A 16,568-nucleotide genomic window follows, 5' to 3' on the forward strand; every position below is an offset into this window, starting at 1 on the left:
CAAGAAATATGTAAATCAATGATGTATCAATTTTTGTTTCGGGGGAGGAACTGCATCATGAAACACACTGGCGGCAGCCTGCCCATGTATATGCAGATCGCCGAAATGCTGGTGCGCGAGGTGGCTGCCGGCCGGCTGATCGACGGCGAAAAGCTGGCGCCGGAGCGCGATATGGCGGCCGATCTCGGCATTGCCGTCGGCACGCTACGCAAGGCGCTCGCCGAATTGCAGGAGCGCGGCCTTCTCGAGCGCGTGCAAGGGTCAGGCAATTACATCCGTGCCGTCAGTGACCCGCAAAGCGTCTACGCCTTCTTCCGGCTTGAACTGATCGAGGGCGGCGGCCTGCCGACTGCGGAGGTTCTGGATGTGGCCCGCCTTGCCAAGCCCGCCGACCTGCCCGCCTTCGGCACCTCGGCGGAAGGGCACAGGATACGCCGTCTGCGACGCATCGCCGGCAAACCTGCAGCCATCGAGGAGATCTGGCTTGATGGCTCCTATGTCGACACAATCGCCATCGAGAACATGTCGGAATCCCTCTACCTCTATTACCGCACCCGCCTCAATCTCTGGATATCGAAGGCGGAGGATCGCATCGATCTCGGTGACGTGCCCGAATGGACGCCCGAGGTCTTTGGCCAGAAAGCTGGCACCTCTGTGCCGCGGGTGCTGCGCCTCAGCCAGGCGCAGGATGGCGCGGTGGCCGAGGTTTCCTGGACCTGGTTTGACCATACCGTCGCCCGCTACGTTTCTCGCATACGTTGAGATTGCGCAAATTTCGCGTGATCCACATGGATGAAGGAATTTGACGGGAGGCAAGCAAGTTGCGGCCTGCCCGGCGGATGATTTTGTAGTTATATTTCTTATAATCAACAAGTTAGTAGTTTTTGATTTCTGTCAGAAATAAAATTGATACACTATTGATTTCCTTTTTATGAAAGGTAATATCACGACCTCAGGGAGACAGGCGTTTCGCCATCCCACGATATCGCCAGACAATCGGGATCGATTTTCGGAGACGCGATACGGGGAACTTGAAGGTTGATACCGGCTATTGCGTCCATTCAAATTCCGGGCGCGCCGGTCGTGAGGAGGAAAATATGGCTTCGGTCAGCCTGCGCAAGCTGGACAAGAGTTACGGTGCGCTTCGCATCGTCAAGGGCATAGACCTTGAAATCAACGATGGCGAATTCGTCGTGTTCGTCGGCCCTTCCGGCTGCGGCAAATCCACGACGCTGCGCATGGTCGCGGGGCTGGAAAGCATCAGCGGCGGCGAGGTCATGATCGGCGACCGTGTCGTCAACCGGCTGCCGCCGCGCGAGCGTGACATCGCCATGGTGTTTCAGGACTATGCGCTTTATCCGCACAAGACGGTGCGCGAAAACATGGGTTTCAGCCTGAAGGTGCGCGGTGTCAGCGCGTCGCAGGCCAATGCCAGCATCGACGAGGCGGCAAAGATGCTGGGCATCGAGCATCTCCTCGACCGCCGGCCCGGTCAGCTTTCAGGAGGGCAGCGCCAGCGTGTGGCCATGGGACGCGCCATCGTGCGCCGCCCGCAGGTCTTCCTGTTCGATGAGCCGCTTTCCAACCTCGACGCCAAGCTGCGCGGACAGGTGCGTACCGAAATCAAGCGCCTGCATCAGCAGCTCGGCACGACGATCATCTACGTCACCCACGACCAGGTGGAAGCCATGACGCTCGCCGACCGCATCGTCATCCTGCGCGGCGGCGATATCGAACAGGTTGGCACGCCCGACGAGGTCTATAACCGGCCGGAAAGCGTCTTCGTCGGTGGTTTTGTCGGTGCACCCGCCATGAATTTCGCCCGCGCCAAGGTAAATGGCGACCGGCTGACATTTTTCGACGGCAATTCCCTGCCGATGGCGGCCATCCGACCATCGCGTGAAACGGGACTCGAAGGCCGCGAAGTCATCGTTGGCATTCGCCCGGAACATTTCGGCCCCGCCGAGGGCTTCGACAGCCAGCTTGCCGTCAGGGTGCAGGTGGTGGAGCCGCTAGGCTCGGACACGCTCGTCCATTTCAGCCTTGGCGATGCGGCGCTGACCGCGCGCATGCCGCCGCAGCTTCGGCCAACGCCGAACGAGGAACTGCGGATCGGTGTCGATCCGTCCAAGGTCCATCTTTTCGACGCGGCGACGGAACGCTCGATTCACTGATTGCCGGGCGAAAAACGCTGCGGCCAAGAGTTTAATAACGGGAGGAACACATGACACTCAAAACCATCAGGGGCAAAGCCCTCGTTGGCGCAGCGCTTTGCGCAACCATGCTTGCTTTTTCGGGACAGGCGTTTGCCGATGCCGAACTGAAAATTTTCGTGTCCAGCCAGCATCAGCCAGATGTCTGGCGCAAGGCACTCGACCAATATGAGGCGAAGACGCCAGGCGTGAAGGTGGCGATCGAGACCGGCGGCAATACCTCGGAAATGCAGGCGCAATATCTCAACACCGTGATGTCCGCCAAGGATTCGAGCCTCGACGTGCTGATGCTCGACGTCATCCGTCCCGCGCAATTCGCCACCGCCGGCTGGACCAGCGATTTTTCCGGCAAGGACATGTCGGCCTATCTGCCGACCTATGCCGAAGCAAACACGGTGGACGGCAAGATCGTGGCGCTGCCTGCCTTCGCCGACTCCATGTTCCTCTATTACCGCAAGGACCTGCTGGACAAATACGGTATCCAGCCGCCGACCACCTGGGATGAGCTGAAGGAAGCCTCCAAGAAGGTCATGGAAGGCGAAAAGAACCCCGATCTTCAGGGCCTGTCCTTCCAGGGCAAGGCGATCGAAGGCGCGGTCTGCACCTTCCTCCTGCCCTATTGGAGCGAGGGCAAGTCTCTGGTCGAAAACGGCAAGCTGAATTTCGACAACAAGGCTGCGGTGGATTCGCTGAAGCTCTGGAAGAGCTTTGTTGACGACGGCATTTCCAAGAAGAACATTTCCGAAGTCGCGACCGACGACACTCGCAAGGAATTCCAGGCCGGCAAGGTTCTCTTCGCCGTCAACTGGTCCTACGCTTGGACGCATTTTCAGGGCAAGGAATCGCAGGTGAACGATAAGGTCGGCGTCGCCCGCCTGCCGGCCGTCAAGGGTGGCGAGCAGACGACCTGCCTCGGCGGCTGGGAATTCGGCGTTTCCGCCTATTCCAAGCAGCAGGATGAAGCCAAGAAACTTGTCGAATATCTCTCCGGTCAGGATGTGTCGAAGTTCATGGCGATCAACGCTGCCCTTCTGCCCACCTATGCCGCACTCTACAAGGATGCCGATGTGACCAAGGCAATCCCGTGGTTCGCGGATGCCCTGCCAGTCGTGGAAACGGCAAAGGCCCGCCCCGTGACGCCGCGTTACAACGAGGTCAGCGAGACGATCCGCACCACCGTCAACGGCGTACTTGCCGGCGTCATGACGCCAGAGGACGGCGCAAAGCAGATGGAAAGCCGTCTGCGGCGCGTTCTGCGCTAAACTTCAAGGCCGGAAAGCGGCATGACTGCCATGCCCTTTCCGGCTGCTTCGACAGACAGGAATAAACGCGCCCGAGCGGCGCGATAAACGGGCCGGATATCAACCGGTCCGATCGGGAGACGATGACGTGAATCCAGTTGCGGGAGTGGCAGGTGTGACAATGCCGGAAAGAACCATGGTCCGGGTGGACGAAAAGCAGCTGCCGCGCTGGACGCGGTGGCTCGATCTCGGCGACCGGTCGCTTGCCGTGCTTCTGCTGGCGCCTGCTGCCATTCTCCTGTCGCTGATCATCATCTATCCGGTGGCGCGGCTCGTTTATACCTCGTTTTTCAGCCTGTCGCTGACCTCAGGCGTGCCGGCCGAATTCATCGGCTTTGAAAACTACACCGCCATGTTCGACGATCCGATCTTCTGGGAAACGACCTGGAATACGGTTCTCATCACGCTGATCACGGTGCCCGGCGCGCTCTTCATGGGCCTTGGCCTCGCGCTACTCGCCAACCTGCCTTTCTCGATGCAATGGCCGATGCGGCTTTCGCTTCTCATTCCCTGGGCGCTGCCACTCTCCTTTGCCGGCCTTATCTTCGCGTGGTTCTTCCATTACGAATATGGCGTGGTCAATGATGTGCTGAACCGACTAGGCATTGAAGGCATCATCTGGTTCAACTCGCCAAACTGGGCCTTTGCGGCCATCTGCCTGACGATCATCTGGAAGACCTCCTCCTTCATGGCGCTAATGATCCTCGCCGGGCTGCAGACCATTCCGCGCTCGCTTTACGAGGCAGCGGATGTGGATGGCGCCGGCAAGATCCGGCAGTTCTTCGAAATTACTCTGCCGCTGCTAAAACCCTCTATCGTCGTCGCGCTCATCTTCCGCACGATCACGGCGCTTCAGACCTTCGATATTCCTTACATGATGACCGGAGGCGGCCCGGGCACATCCACCACGACCCTTGCCATGTATATTCACCAGAACACCGTCTCCTTCCTCGATCTCGGTTACGGCTCGGCGCTGGCGGTCATGATGTTTGCGCTCTCCATGTGCGTCACCGCCGTTTACCTCCGCATTATCAGGACGAAGGACTAACCCATGAGCACCGCTGCCGCCTCCTCCGGTCTGTCCTCCTTCTTCTCGGGCAAGCCGCTGCGCTTCATCGCCGCCTCCATTCTTCTGGTGAATGGCCTCTTCCCTGCGATCTGGATTCTCTTCACCTCGCTGAAGACCGAAGCGGAACTGACCGTGAAACCCATCACCTGGTTTCCGCACGCGCCGACGCTTGCCAATTATATGCAGGCCTTTTCCGATCAGCCGCTGCATCTCTTCCTGTTCAACAGCTTCATGGTGGCGCTGCTCTCCACCGCACTCACCATCCTGATTTCGGTGCTGGCGGCCTATGCACTTGCGCGACTGAACCTCAAATACCGGGCGCTGATCCTCTCGCTCATCATCGCCGTTTCCACCTTCCCGCTTGTCACACTTCTGGTGCCGCTGTTCGAAATCATGCGCGCGCTCAACCTGCTCAACAGCTGGACGGCGCTGATCCTGCCCTACACGGTGCTTTCGCTGCCGGTCTGCACGCTGATGCTTGTCTCCTTCTTCGAAAGCATTCCGCGCGATCTCGAAAACGCCGCCATGATAGATGGCTGCACCCGTATCGGCGCGCTGTTCAAGGTGGTGGTGCCGCTCTGCGCGCCCGGCGTCTTTACCGCCGGCATTCTTGCCTTCGTGAATGCCTGGGACGAGTTCCTGCTGGCGCTCTCCTTCAATTCCAACCCGGCGCTCCGCACCCTGCCCGTCGGCATCCAGCTTTACCAGGGTGAATTCGCCTTCCCCTGGCCGGTCATTTCGGCAGCGCTGGTGGTCGGCATCGTACCGGTCGCCATTCTGATCGTCATCTTCCAGGAACGGGTTGTCTCGGGCCTCACCGCCGGTGGTCTCAAGGGCTAAAAAGGTTAAGTCATGCATTTCGAAACGACCAAAGACGGCTTCACGCTCGCGATCGGCAACCGCACCATCCTTTCCCATTCACCCGATAATCCGGCCTTCTTCGCCGGTTTCGGCAAGGAGCGGATGGATATGTATCGCGGCAATTTCGATATCGAAGACTATGTCATCGAGAGAACCGCCCTGCGCCATGCCGAGGTCAGCGGCGACAGAGTCACGCTCTCATCCTCGCCAGGACAAGCGCCGCGCCTTCGCCTGACGCTCGACGGCAACGCTATCAGGCTGACGGCGCTGGATGAGACGGTCAACCGCCTCTGGCTACGCGTCGTCGCGGAAACGGACGAGCATGTCTGGGGCGGCGGCGAGCAGATGTCCTATTTCGACATGCGCGGCCGGCGCTTCCCTCTCTGGACCTCTGAGCCCGGGGTAGGCCGAGACAAGACCACCGAAATCACCTTCAAGTCTGATGTCAGCGGCAAGGCGGGTGGTGATTATTACAACACCAACTATCCGCAGCCGACCTGGCTCTCGTCGCGCAAATACGCGCTGCATGTGGGAACGACCGCCTATTCGGTCTTCGACTTCCGCAATGGCGATTTCCATGAGATCGAAATCTGGGCGATCCCCGAAAAGATCGAATTCTTCGCGGGTGACAGTTTCACCGATATCGTCTCCGCCCTGTCACTGCGGTTCGGACGCCAGCCGGAATTGCCTGATTGGGTTTATAACGGCGCGATCATCGGGTTGAAGGATGGCGTCAACTCCTTTGCCCGGCTGGAGAAAATCCGTGCTGCCGGAACGAAGGTCTCCGGCCTGTGGTGCGAGGACTGGGTTGGGCTTCGCCAGACGTCCTTCGGCGCGCGCCTCTTCTGGGACTGGCAGGCGAATGAGACCCGCTACCCGCATCTGCGCCAGAAGATCGCCGAGCTGGCCGATCAGGGCATTCGTTTCCTGGGCTATGTGAACCCCTATCTCTGCGTGGACGGCCCGCTGTTTCCCGTCGCTCAAGCGGCGGGTTATTTCGCCACCGATGCGGATGGAAAGACGGCGTTGGTGGACTTCGGCGAATTCGATTGCGGCGTGGTCGATTTCACCAATCCGGCCGCCGCCAACTGGTTCGCCGAAGAAATTATCGGCAAAAACATGCTGGATTTCGGCCTTTCCGGGTGGATGGCAGATTTCGGCGAATATCTGCCGATCGACATCAAACTGTCGAACGGCGTCGACGCCAAGCTGATGCACAATGCCTGGCCCACGCTCTGGGCCGAGGTCAATGCGAAGGGCGTCGAAAGTCGCGGCAAGACCGGCGAGGCACTGTTCTTCATGCGCGCAGGCTTCACCGGCGTGCAGGCCCATTGCCCGCTGATCTGGGGCGGCGACCAGTCTGTCGACTTCTCCCGTCACGACGGACTTGTCACCGTCATCTGCGGCGCGCTTTCCTCCGGCCTCATGGGCAATGCCTATCATCACTCAGACATCGGCGGTTATACCAGCCTGTTCGGCAATGTCCGGACGGCCGAACTCATCATGCGCTGGACGGAGATGGCCGCCTTCACCCCTGTCATGCGCACCCATGAGGGCAACCGGCCGCGGGACAATCTGCAGATCGATCAGGATGAAACGGTTCTCGCCCATTTCGCCCGCATGACGGCGACCTATGTCGCGCTCGCTCCCTATCTGAAATCGCTTTCCGCCGAGGCGGCGAAGACGGGCCTGCCGGTACAGCGTCCGCTTTTCCTGCATTACGAGAATGAGCCGCAGACCTACGCCATTCAGGACTGCTATCTCTACGGATCGGACATGCTTGTCGCACCCGTCTGGAAAGAGGGCGAAACGCAGCGCTCACTCTACCTTCCGGGCGACGGCGAATGGGTGCATCTATGGAGCGGCAAGCGTCATTCCGGCGGGCGAGACATCACCGTCGAAGCACCACTCGGCGAGCCGGCGGTGTTCTATCGTTCCGATAGCAGCCATCACCGGCTGTTCGAACAGCTTCGCGCCATCGGCTGAAGGCCTAAAAGTTTTGTCCTTGTCATCACCCCGTCAGGCGGGGTGATGTGATGGCCTTCTTGAAAAGGGCGGTCATCGCGTCGCTGATGCCCTGCGACGGGCTGACTTCGAAAAACAGCCCCGGCGAAGCGCAGGACTGCATGCGTGCGCCGATTTCCGGCTGAAACGGTTTGATCCAGCTATTATACCAGTCGTTGGTCGGCAGCGGCAGGTAGGTGGTGTAGAGCACCGCGATGCGAAAACCCTTTTCCTTGAGCTTCGTGCAATATTTGAGGTCGATCGGCTCCTGACAGCGACCGCCAGTCGTTTTTTTGGTGCAGCTGGACGGCTTGTAGCTATCGCCAACGCCATCGGTCACGAAGAAAACGATCTTCTCCGGGCTCGCCGAACTCGCACCCGTGCCCGAAGAGCCGATCTTGTCGCCAATCTGGGTCAGTGCCCGGTCGAAATCCGTCTGCTGGTCGTTGTTGAACCCTTGCTTGGGGATCGACATCAGGTCGACTTCAGCGGCTTTCTTCTTCGCTATCGCCAGATCCGATGTCAGCGGCACGACTTCAAGCAGCTTTGTATCTTCGGCTTTCTCTCCGAAGGAATAAACTGCCATTCGATATTGATTGCTGCTTTTGCGCATGGACTTTGCCGTATCCATAAGGCTCGCTGTCGCCTTTGCGACCACGTTGATGCGCGTGGTCACCCCAAGGCTTTTGGCCTTGTAATAATAGCTGTTCGTATCCACCACCCCGTCCTTCACGACATGACAGGCGAAAGCGCATTTGTCGCTCGTATTCGCAACCATGGTGGCAACATCGGTCGGCGTGGCGCCGACACCCATCGAAGGGGTGTTGTCAAGCAGGACGTAGAAGTCGCTGAAGGTCTCCGTCTCGTATTTGGCCGTCGCGCTGCCCGAAACAGTGATGAGATCTTTTCCAAGTATCTGCGAAAGCGTCGTTCCGACGGATGCCTTGAAGTCGACGGAGGATTCGATGGCGTTTCCGTGCTTGATCACCGACACATTGAGAGACAGGAGCTTGTAGTCGGTATTGGCCCGCTTGTTCGCGTCGAAGAAGGCCGAGGCTTCATCGCCGCCCAGCGTGATGACGCCATCGCCCGACATTTCCTTCGCCTTGTGAACACTCGCGGACGTATCGGCAACCACCGCAAGCGCTGCCGCATCCGCCGCCATCTGCAGGTCCGATTTGACGGTCATGCCGTGCGTCACATCAAGGGCCACCCCGGCAACCCCGATCAACGGCACCATCAGCAAGGCGCTGAGAATACCGAAATTCCCTGTTTTATCCTGCCAGATATTTTTCAAATTCGCCCCCGAAACCCTTGTGGAGGCGAGACTTAAACAAATACTATTGAAATGCAGTTTCAAAGGATAACTAATTTTCGATAAATCTAATTTCCTAAATAACTAACATTGCAATCGAAAATGTTTCCGTCATGGCAATGGGAAGCACAGGCAGAGGGCAAAACGCTGCCGGGCGCAAGGCTCAACTCGTCAGGCGCGGCGTGCTGATCGCCTTTTTGAAAAGCGCCGACATCGCCTCGCTGATGCCCTGGGAAGGGCTGACTTCGAAAAACAGCCCCGGAGAAGCGCAGTCCTGCATGCGCGTGCTGATTTCCGTCTCGAACGGCTGTATCCAGAGCCTGTACCAGCCATTACCCGGCAATGGCAGGTAGGTGGTGTAAAGCACGGCGATCCGGAAGCCCTTTTTCTTGAGCTCGGTGCAAAGCCTTGTGTCGATCGGCTCCTGGCACCGGCCTCCCTGCGTCGTTTGTTTTGTGCACTTATCTGGCTTGTAGCTGTCACCCACGCCATCTGAAACGAAGAATACGACTTTCTCCGGGGTGGCGGAACTGGCACCGCTGCCGGAGGTTCCCATCTTGTCTTCTATCTTGGTAAGGGCCCGATCGAAATTGGTGTGCTGGTCACGGTTATGTCCGTGACTGGGAACCGACATGAGCTCGATTTCGGCGACCTTTTTCTTGGCCGCTTTCAAATCCGACGTGCGCGACACAACTTCGAGCAGGTCCCTGCCCGGTAAGGCATCATCTGCGGTCTTCCCTAACGTATAGACGGCAATGCGATATTGGTCATTGCTCTTGCGCGTGCTCGCTGCTGTATCCATCAAGCTCGCGGTTGCCTTGGCAACCACATCGATGCGCGTGGTGGCGTTGATGCGATCCTTGGAGTCGGGGTCTTTGTTCTTGATCCTGAAATAGGTGCTGTTCGGATCTGACGTGCCGTCTTTTGTGGTTAGATGACAGGCGAAAGCGCATCCGATCGTCTTTTGCATCACCGCGACATCGGCGGGCGTGGCGCCCACACCCATGGAAGGCGAATTGTCGAGGACGAGATAAAAATCGGTAAAAGTCTCCGTTTCGTATTTGGCCGTCGCACCGCCCGCAACCGTGACCAAATCCTTGCCCAGCACCTGGGAAAGCGTCGTATTCACCGCAGCCCTGAAGCTCACTGACGACTCGATAATGGTCCCGCGCTTGATCACCGATACATCGAGAGACAGAAGCCTGTAGTCCGGGTTCCCCCGCTGATTTTCGTGAAAGAAGGCTGCGGCCTCTTTCTCGCCGACAGCAATGACGCCGTCGCCTACCATCCTCTTTGCGGCCTGAGCGCTTGCCGAACTATCGGCAACCGCCGCCAGAGCTGCGGAATCCGCGGCCATCTGCAGATCATATTTGACGCCCAGGCCGCGCGTTATGTCGAGCGCAACGCCGGCGGATCCGATGAGCGGTATTATCAGCAAGGCGCTGAGGATGGCAAAATTTCCAGACTTGTCCCGCCAGATGCTTTTCAAGTTCGTCTCCGCGCTTCTATGAATGCGGGGCCATAGCTAGCCGAACGTCATTGCGATATAGTTTAATGACATAACTAATTGTCGATAAATTCGATATAACTAATAACTATATTTCTCGCCGCACCATAACAGTCGGCCACCGATAGCCGGCCAGCCATGGACCGTTGACATTTTTAAAACTTGACCTACAAAACAAGCTCTTCCGAGGGGAGCACCTGACGGTGCTGAGATGGCGATGAGCCGGACCCTTGAACCTGATCCGGGTCATGCCGGCGTAGGAACGGAACTGTCGCGCCTTGAAGGCGCTGCCCTTTCTCTTCTCCGCTATGCCTGATCTTCGAGATTGTCACATCTGGAGACGACCGATGATGCTGAAACCTTCCGTCCTTCGCACATGGTGCGTTTGCGTTTGAGGCCCGGCTCATGCGTGCCACCCATGCGCTGAGCGGTGTCGGTCTTCTGCTCCTTCTCTGGCAGGCGGGGACATGGCTGTTTGCGCCGCCGCGCTATATCCTGCCATCGCCCGCCGATGTCGCCGCCGCCTTCCTGCGTCAGCCGGGCTTCCTGTTGGGACAGGCCTTGGTGACGTTTGGTGAAATGGCGCTCGGGCTCGCGGCAGGTATTACCGCCGGTGTTCTCGTCGCCTTCACCATTGCCGCCATCCCGCGCTTCGGCCGCCTCGTCTGGCCCATGGTTCTGGTGTTGCAGGCCTTTCCGGTCTTCGTGCTCGCCCCCATCCTCGTCCTCTGGTTCGGCTTCGGCGTGGCCTCGAAAGTCGTCATGACCGCAGTCATCATCTTCTTTCCCGTCGCCTCCGCCTTCACCGATGGCCTCAACCGCACCGATCGCGCCATCCTCGACGCCGCCTCGCTGACCGAAGCGAGCCATTGGCAGATCCTCACCCGGCTGCGCGTGCCGCTGGCGCTTCCCTCGCTGATTTCGGGCTTGAGGGTGGCGGCGCCACTTGCCCCGCTCGGCGCCGTCATCGGCGAGTGGGTGGGCGCATCGGCCGGGCTCGGTTTCGTGATGATCCAGTCCAATGCCCGTATGCAGACCGATACCATGTTCGCCGCCATGGCCATTCTGGCCGTCATGGCCGTGCTGCTCAGACTGATCGTCGACTTGGCGACAGCCAATCTCGCCCCCTGGGCCAAAGAAACAGAACACACCATTCCTTTCAGATATTTACGGAGACTTTCGGCACCATGAAACGAACTCTTCTTTCCCTCGCCATCGCAGCGGCAAGCGTGCTTGCGCCCATGCAATCTGAGGCCGCCGACAAGCTAACCGTGTTGCTCGAATGGTTCGTGAACCCCGATCATGCACCGATGGTGATCGCCAAGGAGCGCGGCCTGTTTGCCGATGCGGGACTGGAAGTGGAGCTGGTTCCTCCGGCTGACCCTTCCGCCGTGCCGCGCCTCGTCTCGGCAAAACAGGCCGATATCGGCGTGCATTACCAGCCGAACCTCTATCTCGACCACGAAGCCGGCCTGCCGCTCGTGCGTTTCGGCACACTGGTCGAAACCCCGCTCAACACCGTCACGGTTCTCGCCGACGGGCCGATCAAGAGCCTGAAGGATCTGAAGGGCAAGAAGGTCGGTTTTTCCGTTTCCGGTTTCGAGGATGCGATGCTGAAGCGCATGCTGGAGAAGGACGGGCTGACGAAGGACGACGTCGAACTGGTCAACGTCAATTTCTCGCTCTCGCCTTCCCTCATCGCCGGCAAGGTGGATGCCACGCTCGGCGGTTTTCGCAATTTCGAACTGACTCAGATGAAGCTCGAAGGGCATGAGGGCCGCTCCTTCTTCCCCGAAGAACATGGCGTGCCGGCCTATGACGAGCTGATCTTTGTCACCCACCGCGATCTCGTAAAGGACAGCCGCCTGCCGCGTTTCCTCTCCGCTGTGGAACAGGCCGCGATCTTCATCACCAACCATCCGCAGGACGCCTGGCAGCTTTTCATCAAGGCCTATCCGAACCTTGACGATGCCCTGAACAAACAGGCCTTTTTCGACACGCTGCCACGTTTCGCCAAGCGCCCCGCAGCACTCGACCGTGCCCGCTACGCCCGTTTCGGCGCCTTCATGCAGGAGATGCAGCTGATCAAGCAGGTCCCCCCAGCGGACGATATCGCCGTGGAGCTGCAACAGCCATGACCGGCAATTTTCCGACAGCGGCAAAGGCCGCCGAAATTCTGGAGCGCGTGCGGCAGACGCGCCCGCGCGTGCATTGCCTGATGAACACCGTGGTACAGAAATTCACCGCCGACGGCATCACCGTCATCGGCGGCATTCCCTCGATGACGACCTCGCTGGAAGAAATCGAGAGCTTCGTCACCAAGGCAGATGCGTTGACCGTCAATCTCGGCACGCTGGACGCCGAACGACGCAAGGTCATCCGGCTGGCGATCGAGATCGCCAACAAATCCGGCAAGCCGTGGATCGTCGACCCCGTTCATGTCGATTATTCACCCTCGCGGCTGGAGTTTGCGCGTGAACTCATTGCCCTTTCCCCCACGATCGTCCGTGGCAACCGCGCAGAAATGAGCCTGATCGGCGATGCACCTGATGTGGTGCGGATCGAAACCGGACCGGTGGATCATCTCGGCGATACGACGCGTGATGTCAGGATCGTCAATGGTCACCCCTGGATGGCGAAGGTGACAGGCACGGGTTGCCTTTCCGGCGGCGTCATCGCCGCCTTCATGGCAGTGGAAAAAGACGCGCTGACGGCGGCGGCTTCCGCCCTTGCCGTGACAGGCGTTTCCGCCGAACTGGCCGCAAAACACGCCAAAGGCCCCGGCACATTCGAACCGGCGTTTCTGGATGCGCTTTCCGAAATCTCCGGTGAAGACATCATAAATCATGCGAGGATTGAGCATGAACAAGGTTGATTACCGCCTCAACGCGCTGGTTGATGCCAGTCTTGCCGATGTCGCGCCGCTGCCGGAGCTGGCTCTGGCGGCTGCGCTCAATGGGGCAACCATCCTGCAATATCGCGACAAGCACGGCTCGACGCGGGAGATGATCGACAATGCCCGTGCCATCCGCGAGGCCATCGCCGGCACCGGCGTACCGCTTGTTATCAACGACCGGGTGGACGTGGCGCTCGCTTCGGGGGCCGATGGCGTGCATCTCGGCGCCGACGACATGGACGCAGAGACCGCACGGCGCATTCTCGGCGAAAAGGCGATCATCGGCCTCACCGTCAAGAACCGCGCCGATGCCGAAAGGGCGGCCTCCATGCCCATCGACTATGCCTGTATCGGCGGCGTGTTCGAGACCGTTTCAAAGGTCAACCCGGACAAGCCGGTCGGCATCGAAGGCTTTACGACGCTGCGCGCCCTGCTGAAGGAGTGGCAGCCGGATATGCCGGTGGGCGCGATTGCCGGCATCGATCTTGCCAGTGTGCCCACCGTCGTGGCCGCCGGCGCGGATGGGGTCGCCGTCATTTCCGCCATCTTCCGTGCAGCCGATATCGCCAGCGCAGCCAAGGACTTCCGCTCCGTAATTGACGCGGCGCTGAAAGCGAGAGAACCATGACTTCAATTGCATTGACCATTGCCGGCTCCGACAGCGGCGGCGGCGCCGGTATTCAGGCCGATATCAAGACCTTCTCCGCACTTGGCGCCTATGCCGCGAGCGTCATTACCGCCATCACCGCCCAGAACACCAGGGGCGTGACGGCCGTGGAGGATATTTCGGTCGCCACCATCGTCGCGCAGATGGATGCGGTTTTTTCCGATCTTGCCGTCAATGCGGTAAAGATCGGCATGGTCTCGCGGATAGAAACCATCGCCGCCATCGCGGAACGGCTTCGGCAGCAATCGCAGCCGGTGGTGCTCGACCCCGTCATGGTCGCGACCTCCGGCGACCGGCTGCTGCATGAAGATGCCATCGAGACGTTGCGGCGCGAGCTTCTGCCGCTCGCCGCCATCGTCACGCCGAACCTGCCCGAAGCAGCGTTGCTGACCGGGACCCATATTGCGGAGACGGAGCAGGAGATTACCCGCCAGGCGGAGCTGATCCTGAAGGCCGGCGCGAAGGCCGTACTCATCAAGGGCGGCCACGGCGATGGGCCTGAAAGCACGGATTATCTGTTTGCGGATGGTACCATGCAGGCGCTTTCTGCGCCGAGGGTGGAGACGAAAAACGACCACGGCACCGGTTGTACATTGGCCGCTGCGATTACGGCCCATCTTGCGATGGGATGTGAATTGCGGGAGGCGGTTGGGCTTGCGAAGGATTATCTTAACGGGGCGCTCGATGCCGGGCGGGGGCTTGCCGTTGGGTCCGGGCGGGGGCCGGTGCATCATTTTTATCGGTGGTGGGGGTGATATCGATGGGTGGGGCGCGGGACTTACCCCCCTCTGTCCTGCCGGACATCTCCCCCTCAAGGGGGGAGATCGACAAGCGGCTTGCTCCCCGCATTCAGTGAGCCCCGGTATCCTGTAGTGAAATCGCCGCTTGGGACCGAGCGACCGCCCCATCTGATCTCCCCCCTTGAGGGGGAGATGTCCGGCAGGACAGAGGGGGGTGGCCGCACACTCCGCCCCCTCACCGCGCCTTCGGCGTCGCCAGCACATTCCGGATCGCAAAGCTCGAATGAATGCGCGAAACCCCCGGCAGTTTCGACAGGATCTCCTTGTGAATCCGCTCGAAATCCCCCGCACTTTCCGCCTCACAGCGCAGAAAGTAATCCGAGCCGCCGGTCATAAGATAACATTCGCGGATTTCCGGATACCGCCGCACCGCATTCTCGAAACGGTTGAGAAAATCCTCCGTCTGCCGGTCGAGCGTGATCTGGACGATGACCGAAATCACCTCGCCACCGGCAAGGCCGCTGGTCAGGGCGGTATAACCGCGAATAATGCCTTCCCGCTCGAGAATATCGACACGGCGCAAGCACGCGGACGGCGAAAGCCCGACCTCTGCGGCAAGCTTTGCGTTGCTGATGCGGGCATTCAGCCGAAGCATGCGGATGATGTGGCGGTCAGTCGCATCAAGTGACGACATAGAAAATTCCAATTGGTCGACGAAAATTGCGTGATTTCACATTCTATCGCATTTCCTTCGAATAATCGCCAAGAAATTCGGTAATCGTTGCAATACCCTCAGAGGATAAAAATGAGGGTGAACGACCATGGATATGCAGATCAGCCGCCAGCAGGCAGCCGGTGGTGCAAGCGGCCATCTGAGCATCGATCTCGGCGCATTGCGCGACAACTATCTAACCCTTGCGGCGATGGCGCCAGCATCGCAAACGGCGGCAGTCGTCAAGGCCGATGCCTATGGTCTCGGCGCCGATATCGTCTCGCAGACCCTGTTCGAGGCAGGCTGCCGCAATTTCTTTGTTGCTCATATCGATGAGGCGCTGGCGCTCAGGCTCCGGCTTTCGGCAGAAGCGCAGATTTTTGTCCTCAACGGCCTTCAGCCCGGCAACGAGACCTCCTGCGCCACCATGGCCATCACCCCGGTTCTGAATTCGCTGGAACAGATCGCCCAATGGTCGAGTCATGCCAAAAAGCTCGGCAAGACGCTCACTGCCGCCGTGCAGATCGATACCGGCATGTGCCGCCTTGGGCTCTCCCCCGAAGAGCTTGAAATCCTCTCCGCCCAGCCGCAGTTGCTCAATGGAATTGAAATCGCCTTCGTCATGAGCCATCTCGCCTGCGCCGACGAGCCGGATCATGCCTCCAATGCCGCGCAGCTCGCCGTGATGCGCAAGTCCGCCACCGCCTTTCCCGAGACGCCGGTCTGTTTTTCCAATTCGGGCGGCATTTTTCTCGGCAGTGATTATCATAACGCTCTGCTGCGCCCCGGCATCGCGCTTTATGGCGGTGCGCCTTCCGCTGCCGGCCCCAACCCGATGAAGCCGGTCGTCCGTCTTGATCTCGCCGTCATCCAGACCCGCACCGTCCCCGCCGGCTCGCTGGTCGGTTACGGCGGCTCTTTTACGGCGAACGGTCCGACGCGGCTTGCGACAATCGCTGCCGGCTATGCCGATGGCCTGCCGCGTTCGCTCAGCAATCGCGGCGCGGCATGGTATAATGGCGTTCGTCTGCCGATTGCCGGGCGCGTTTCGATGGACAGCATCATTCTCGACATATCCGCCCTGCCCGAGGGAGATTTGACCCAGGGCAGCCTCGTGCAGATGATCGGGCCAGACCAGACGCTGGAAGACATTGCCGAGGACGCGGGTACGATCGCCTATGAGATCCTGACCGGCCTCGGTCGCCGTTACCGCCGCAACTACATTCAGCCGGGCATGAGCCCGGCAACCGCTTCAACATCAGTCAATCACAAGTGAGACGATC

Annotated in this window: 15 protein-coding genes and 1 riboswitch; of the genes, 12 read left to right on the top strand and 3 right to left on the bottom strand. The window is 59.5% G+C overall.

Annotated elements, in window-relative coordinates; translation table 11 throughout:
* Positions 1-57 precede the first annotated feature (57 nt).
* From CFBP5499_RS17075 to CFBP5499_RS17100, 6 genes are all read left to right on the top strand, one after another.
* Positions 58-762 carry a GntR family transcriptional regulator gene (locus tag CFBP5499_RS17075; protein ID WP_080829727.1) on the top strand — a complete coding sequence of 235 codons (705 nt, stop codon included), beginning with the start codon at positions 58-60 and terminating at the stop codon, positions 760-762.
* A 335-nt stretch (positions 763-1,097) separates the two neighbouring features.
* The gene (locus tag CFBP5499_RS17080) at positions 1,098-2,174 is read left to right on the top strand and encodes an ABC transporter ATP-binding protein (protein ID WP_080830226.1); all 1,077 of its coding nucleotides are present in this window, start codon (positions 1,098-1,100) and stop codon (positions 2,172-2,174) included.
* 50 nt (positions 2,175-2,224) lie between these two features.
* Entirely contained in the window at positions 2,225-3,475 is a 1,251-nt protein-coding gene (locus CFBP5499_RS17085) for an ABC transporter substrate-binding protein (RefSeq protein WP_080829726.1), read from the top strand.
* Between the two features lie 175 nt (positions 3,476-3,650).
* Positions 3,651-4,562: a carbohydrate ABC transporter permease gene (locus CFBP5499_RS17090; protein ID WP_175416895.1), complete on the top strand. Its 912-nt coding sequence runs from the start codon at positions 3,651-3,653 to the stop codon at positions 4,560-4,562.
* A gap of 3 nt (positions 4,563-4,565) precedes the next feature.
* Positions 4,566-5,423 carry a carbohydrate ABC transporter permease gene (locus tag CFBP5499_RS17095; protein WP_080829724.1) on the top strand — a complete coding sequence of 286 codons (858 nt, stop codon included), beginning with the start codon at positions 4,566-4,568 and terminating at the stop codon, positions 5,421-5,423.
* 12 nt (positions 5,424-5,435) lie between these two features.
* Positions 5,436-7,430, top strand: coding sequence for an alpha-glucosidase (locus CFBP5499_RS17100; RefSeq protein WP_080829723.1), 1,995 nt, complete (start codon positions 5,436-5,438; stop codon positions 7,428-7,430).
* 25 nt (positions 7,431-7,455) lie between these two features.
* Here CFBP5499_RS17100 and CFBP5499_RS17105 read toward each other — a convergent pair whose 3' ends face one another.
* Together CFBP5499_RS17105 and CFBP5499_RS17110 are read right to left on the bottom strand one after the other, a co-directional pair.
* A complete protein-coding gene (locus CFBP5499_RS17105; RefSeq protein ID WP_080829722.1) occupies positions 7,456-8,745 on the bottom strand; it encodes a pilus assembly protein TadG-related protein in 1,290 nt (429 codons plus the stop codon).
* Between the two features lie 181 nt (positions 8,746-8,926).
* Positions 8,927-10,252, bottom strand: coding sequence for a pilus assembly protein TadG-related protein (locus tag CFBP5499_RS17110; protein ID WP_080829721.1), 1,326 nt, complete (start codon positions 10,250-10,252; stop codon positions 8,927-8,929).
* A gap of 195 nt (positions 10,253-10,447) precedes the next feature.
* A riboswitch (TPP riboswitch) is annotated at positions 10,448-10,550 on the top strand.
* Positions 10,551-10,675: 125 nt separating this feature from the next.
* Here CFBP5499_RS17110 and CFBP5499_RS17115 point away from each other — a divergent pair.
* From CFBP5499_RS17115 to thiD, 5 genes are read left to right on the top strand one after another with little or no spacing between them, the layout of a single operon-like run.
* Positions 10,676-11,461, top strand: a complete 786-nt coding sequence (locus CFBP5499_RS17115; RefSeq protein WP_080829720.1) for an ABC transporter permease — start codon at positions 10,676-10,678, stop codon at positions 11,459-11,461.
* Complete coding sequence (locus tag CFBP5499_RS17120) at positions 11,458-12,408, top strand: ABC transporter substrate-binding protein (RefSeq protein ID WP_175416807.1); 951 nt, start codon at positions 11,458-11,460, stop codon at positions 12,406-12,408. Before CFBP5499_RS17115 ends, CFBP5499_RS17120 begins: the two co-directional genes overlap by 4 nt.
* Positions 12,405-13,145 carry a hydroxyethylthiazole kinase gene (locus CFBP5499_RS17125; protein WP_080829719.1) on the top strand — a complete coding sequence of 247 codons (741 nt, stop codon included), beginning with the start codon at positions 12,405-12,407 and terminating at the stop codon, positions 13,143-13,145. Before CFBP5499_RS17120 ends, CFBP5499_RS17125 begins: the two co-directional genes overlap by 4 nt.
* Positions 13,132-13,794, top strand: a complete 663-nt coding sequence (thiE, locus tag CFBP5499_RS17130) for a thiamine phosphate synthase (RefSeq protein ID WP_080829718.1) — start codon at positions 13,132-13,134, stop codon at positions 13,792-13,794. Before CFBP5499_RS17125 ends, thiE begins: the two co-directional genes overlap by 14 nt.
* On the top strand, positions 13,791-14,588 hold the full coding sequence (thiD, locus tag CFBP5499_RS17135) for a bifunctional hydroxymethylpyrimidine kinase/phosphomethylpyrimidine kinase (RefSeq protein ID WP_080829717.1): 798 nt from the start codon (positions 13,791-13,793) through the stop codon (positions 14,586-14,588). The genes thiE and thiD overlap by 4 nt, the downstream gene beginning before the upstream one ends.
* 220 nt (positions 14,589-14,808) lie before the next feature.
* Here the strand turns inward: thiD and CFBP5499_RS17145 are convergent, their stop codons facing one another.
* On the bottom strand, positions 14,809-15,267 hold the full coding sequence (locus CFBP5499_RS17145; RefSeq protein WP_080829716.1) for an Lrp/AsnC family transcriptional regulator: 459 nt from the start codon (positions 15,265-15,267) through the stop codon (positions 14,809-14,811).
* A gap of 127 nt (positions 15,268-15,394) precedes the next feature.
* Here CFBP5499_RS17145 and alr point away from each other — a divergent pair, with 127 nt between their 5' ends.
* Entirely contained in the window at positions 15,395-16,561 is a 1,167-nt protein-coding gene (gene alr, locus CFBP5499_RS17150) for an alanine racemase (RefSeq protein ID WP_080829715.1), read from the top strand.
* The last annotated feature ends 7 nt before the right edge of the window (positions 16,562-16,568 follow it).

The organism is Agrobacterium tumefaciens (assembly GCF_005221325.1).
GTDB lineage: Bacteria > Pseudomonadota > Alphaproteobacteria > Rhizobiales > Rhizobiaceae > Agrobacterium.

What these genes read in the sequence shown, in the direction of transcription:
- CFBP5499_RS17075 (WP_080829727.1), top strand. Translation starts at nt 58, where the DNA reads ATGAAACACACTGGCGGCAGCCTGCCCATGTATATGCAGATCGCCGAA.
- CFBP5499_RS17080 (WP_080830226.1), top strand. Translation starts at nt 1,098, where the DNA reads ATGGCTTCGGTCAGCCTGCGCAAGCTGGACAAGAGTTACGGTGCGCTT.
- CFBP5499_RS17085 (WP_080829726.1), top strand. Translation starts at nt 2,225, where the DNA reads ATGACACTCAAAACCATCAGGGGCAAAGCCCTCGTTGGCGCAGCGCTT.
- CFBP5499_RS17090 (WP_175416895.1), top strand. Translation starts at nt 3,651, where the DNA reads ATGGTCCGGGTGGACGAAAAGCAGCTGCCGCGCTGGACGCGGTGGCTC.
- CFBP5499_RS17095 (WP_080829724.1), top strand. Translation starts at nt 4,566, where the DNA reads ATGAGCACCGCTGCCGCCTCCTCCGGTCTGTCCTCCTTCTTCTCGGGC.
- CFBP5499_RS17100 (WP_080829723.1), top strand. Translation starts at nt 5,436, where the DNA reads ATGCATTTCGAAACGACCAAAGACGGCTTCACGCTCGCGATCGGCAAC.
- CFBP5499_RS17115 (WP_080829720.1), top strand. Translation starts at nt 10,676, where the DNA reads ATGCGTGCCACCCATGCGCTGAGCGGTGTCGGTCTTCTGCTCCTTCTC.
- CFBP5499_RS17120 (WP_175416807.1), top strand. Translation starts at nt 11,458, where the DNA reads ATGAAACGAACTCTTCTTTCCCTCGCCATCGCAGCGGCAAGCGTGCTT.
- CFBP5499_RS17125 (WP_080829719.1), top strand. Translation starts at nt 12,405, where the DNA reads ATGACCGGCAATTTTCCGACAGCGGCAAAGGCCGCCGAAATTCTGGAG.
- thiE (WP_080829718.1), top strand. Translation starts at nt 13,132, where the DNA reads ATGAACAAGGTTGATTACCGCCTCAACGCGCTGGTTGATGCCAGTCTT.
- thiD (WP_080829717.1), top strand. Translation starts at nt 13,791, where the DNA reads ATGACTTCAATTGCATTGACCATTGCCGGCTCCGACAGCGGCGGCGGC.
- CFBP5499_RS17145 (WP_080829716.1), bottom strand. Translation starts at nt 15,267, where the DNA reads ATGTCGTCACTTGATGCGACTGACCGCCACATCATCCGCATGCTTCGG.
- alr (WP_080829715.1), top strand. Translation starts at nt 15,395, where the DNA reads ATGGATATGCAGATCAGCCGCCAGCAGGCAGCCGGTGGTGCAAGCGGC.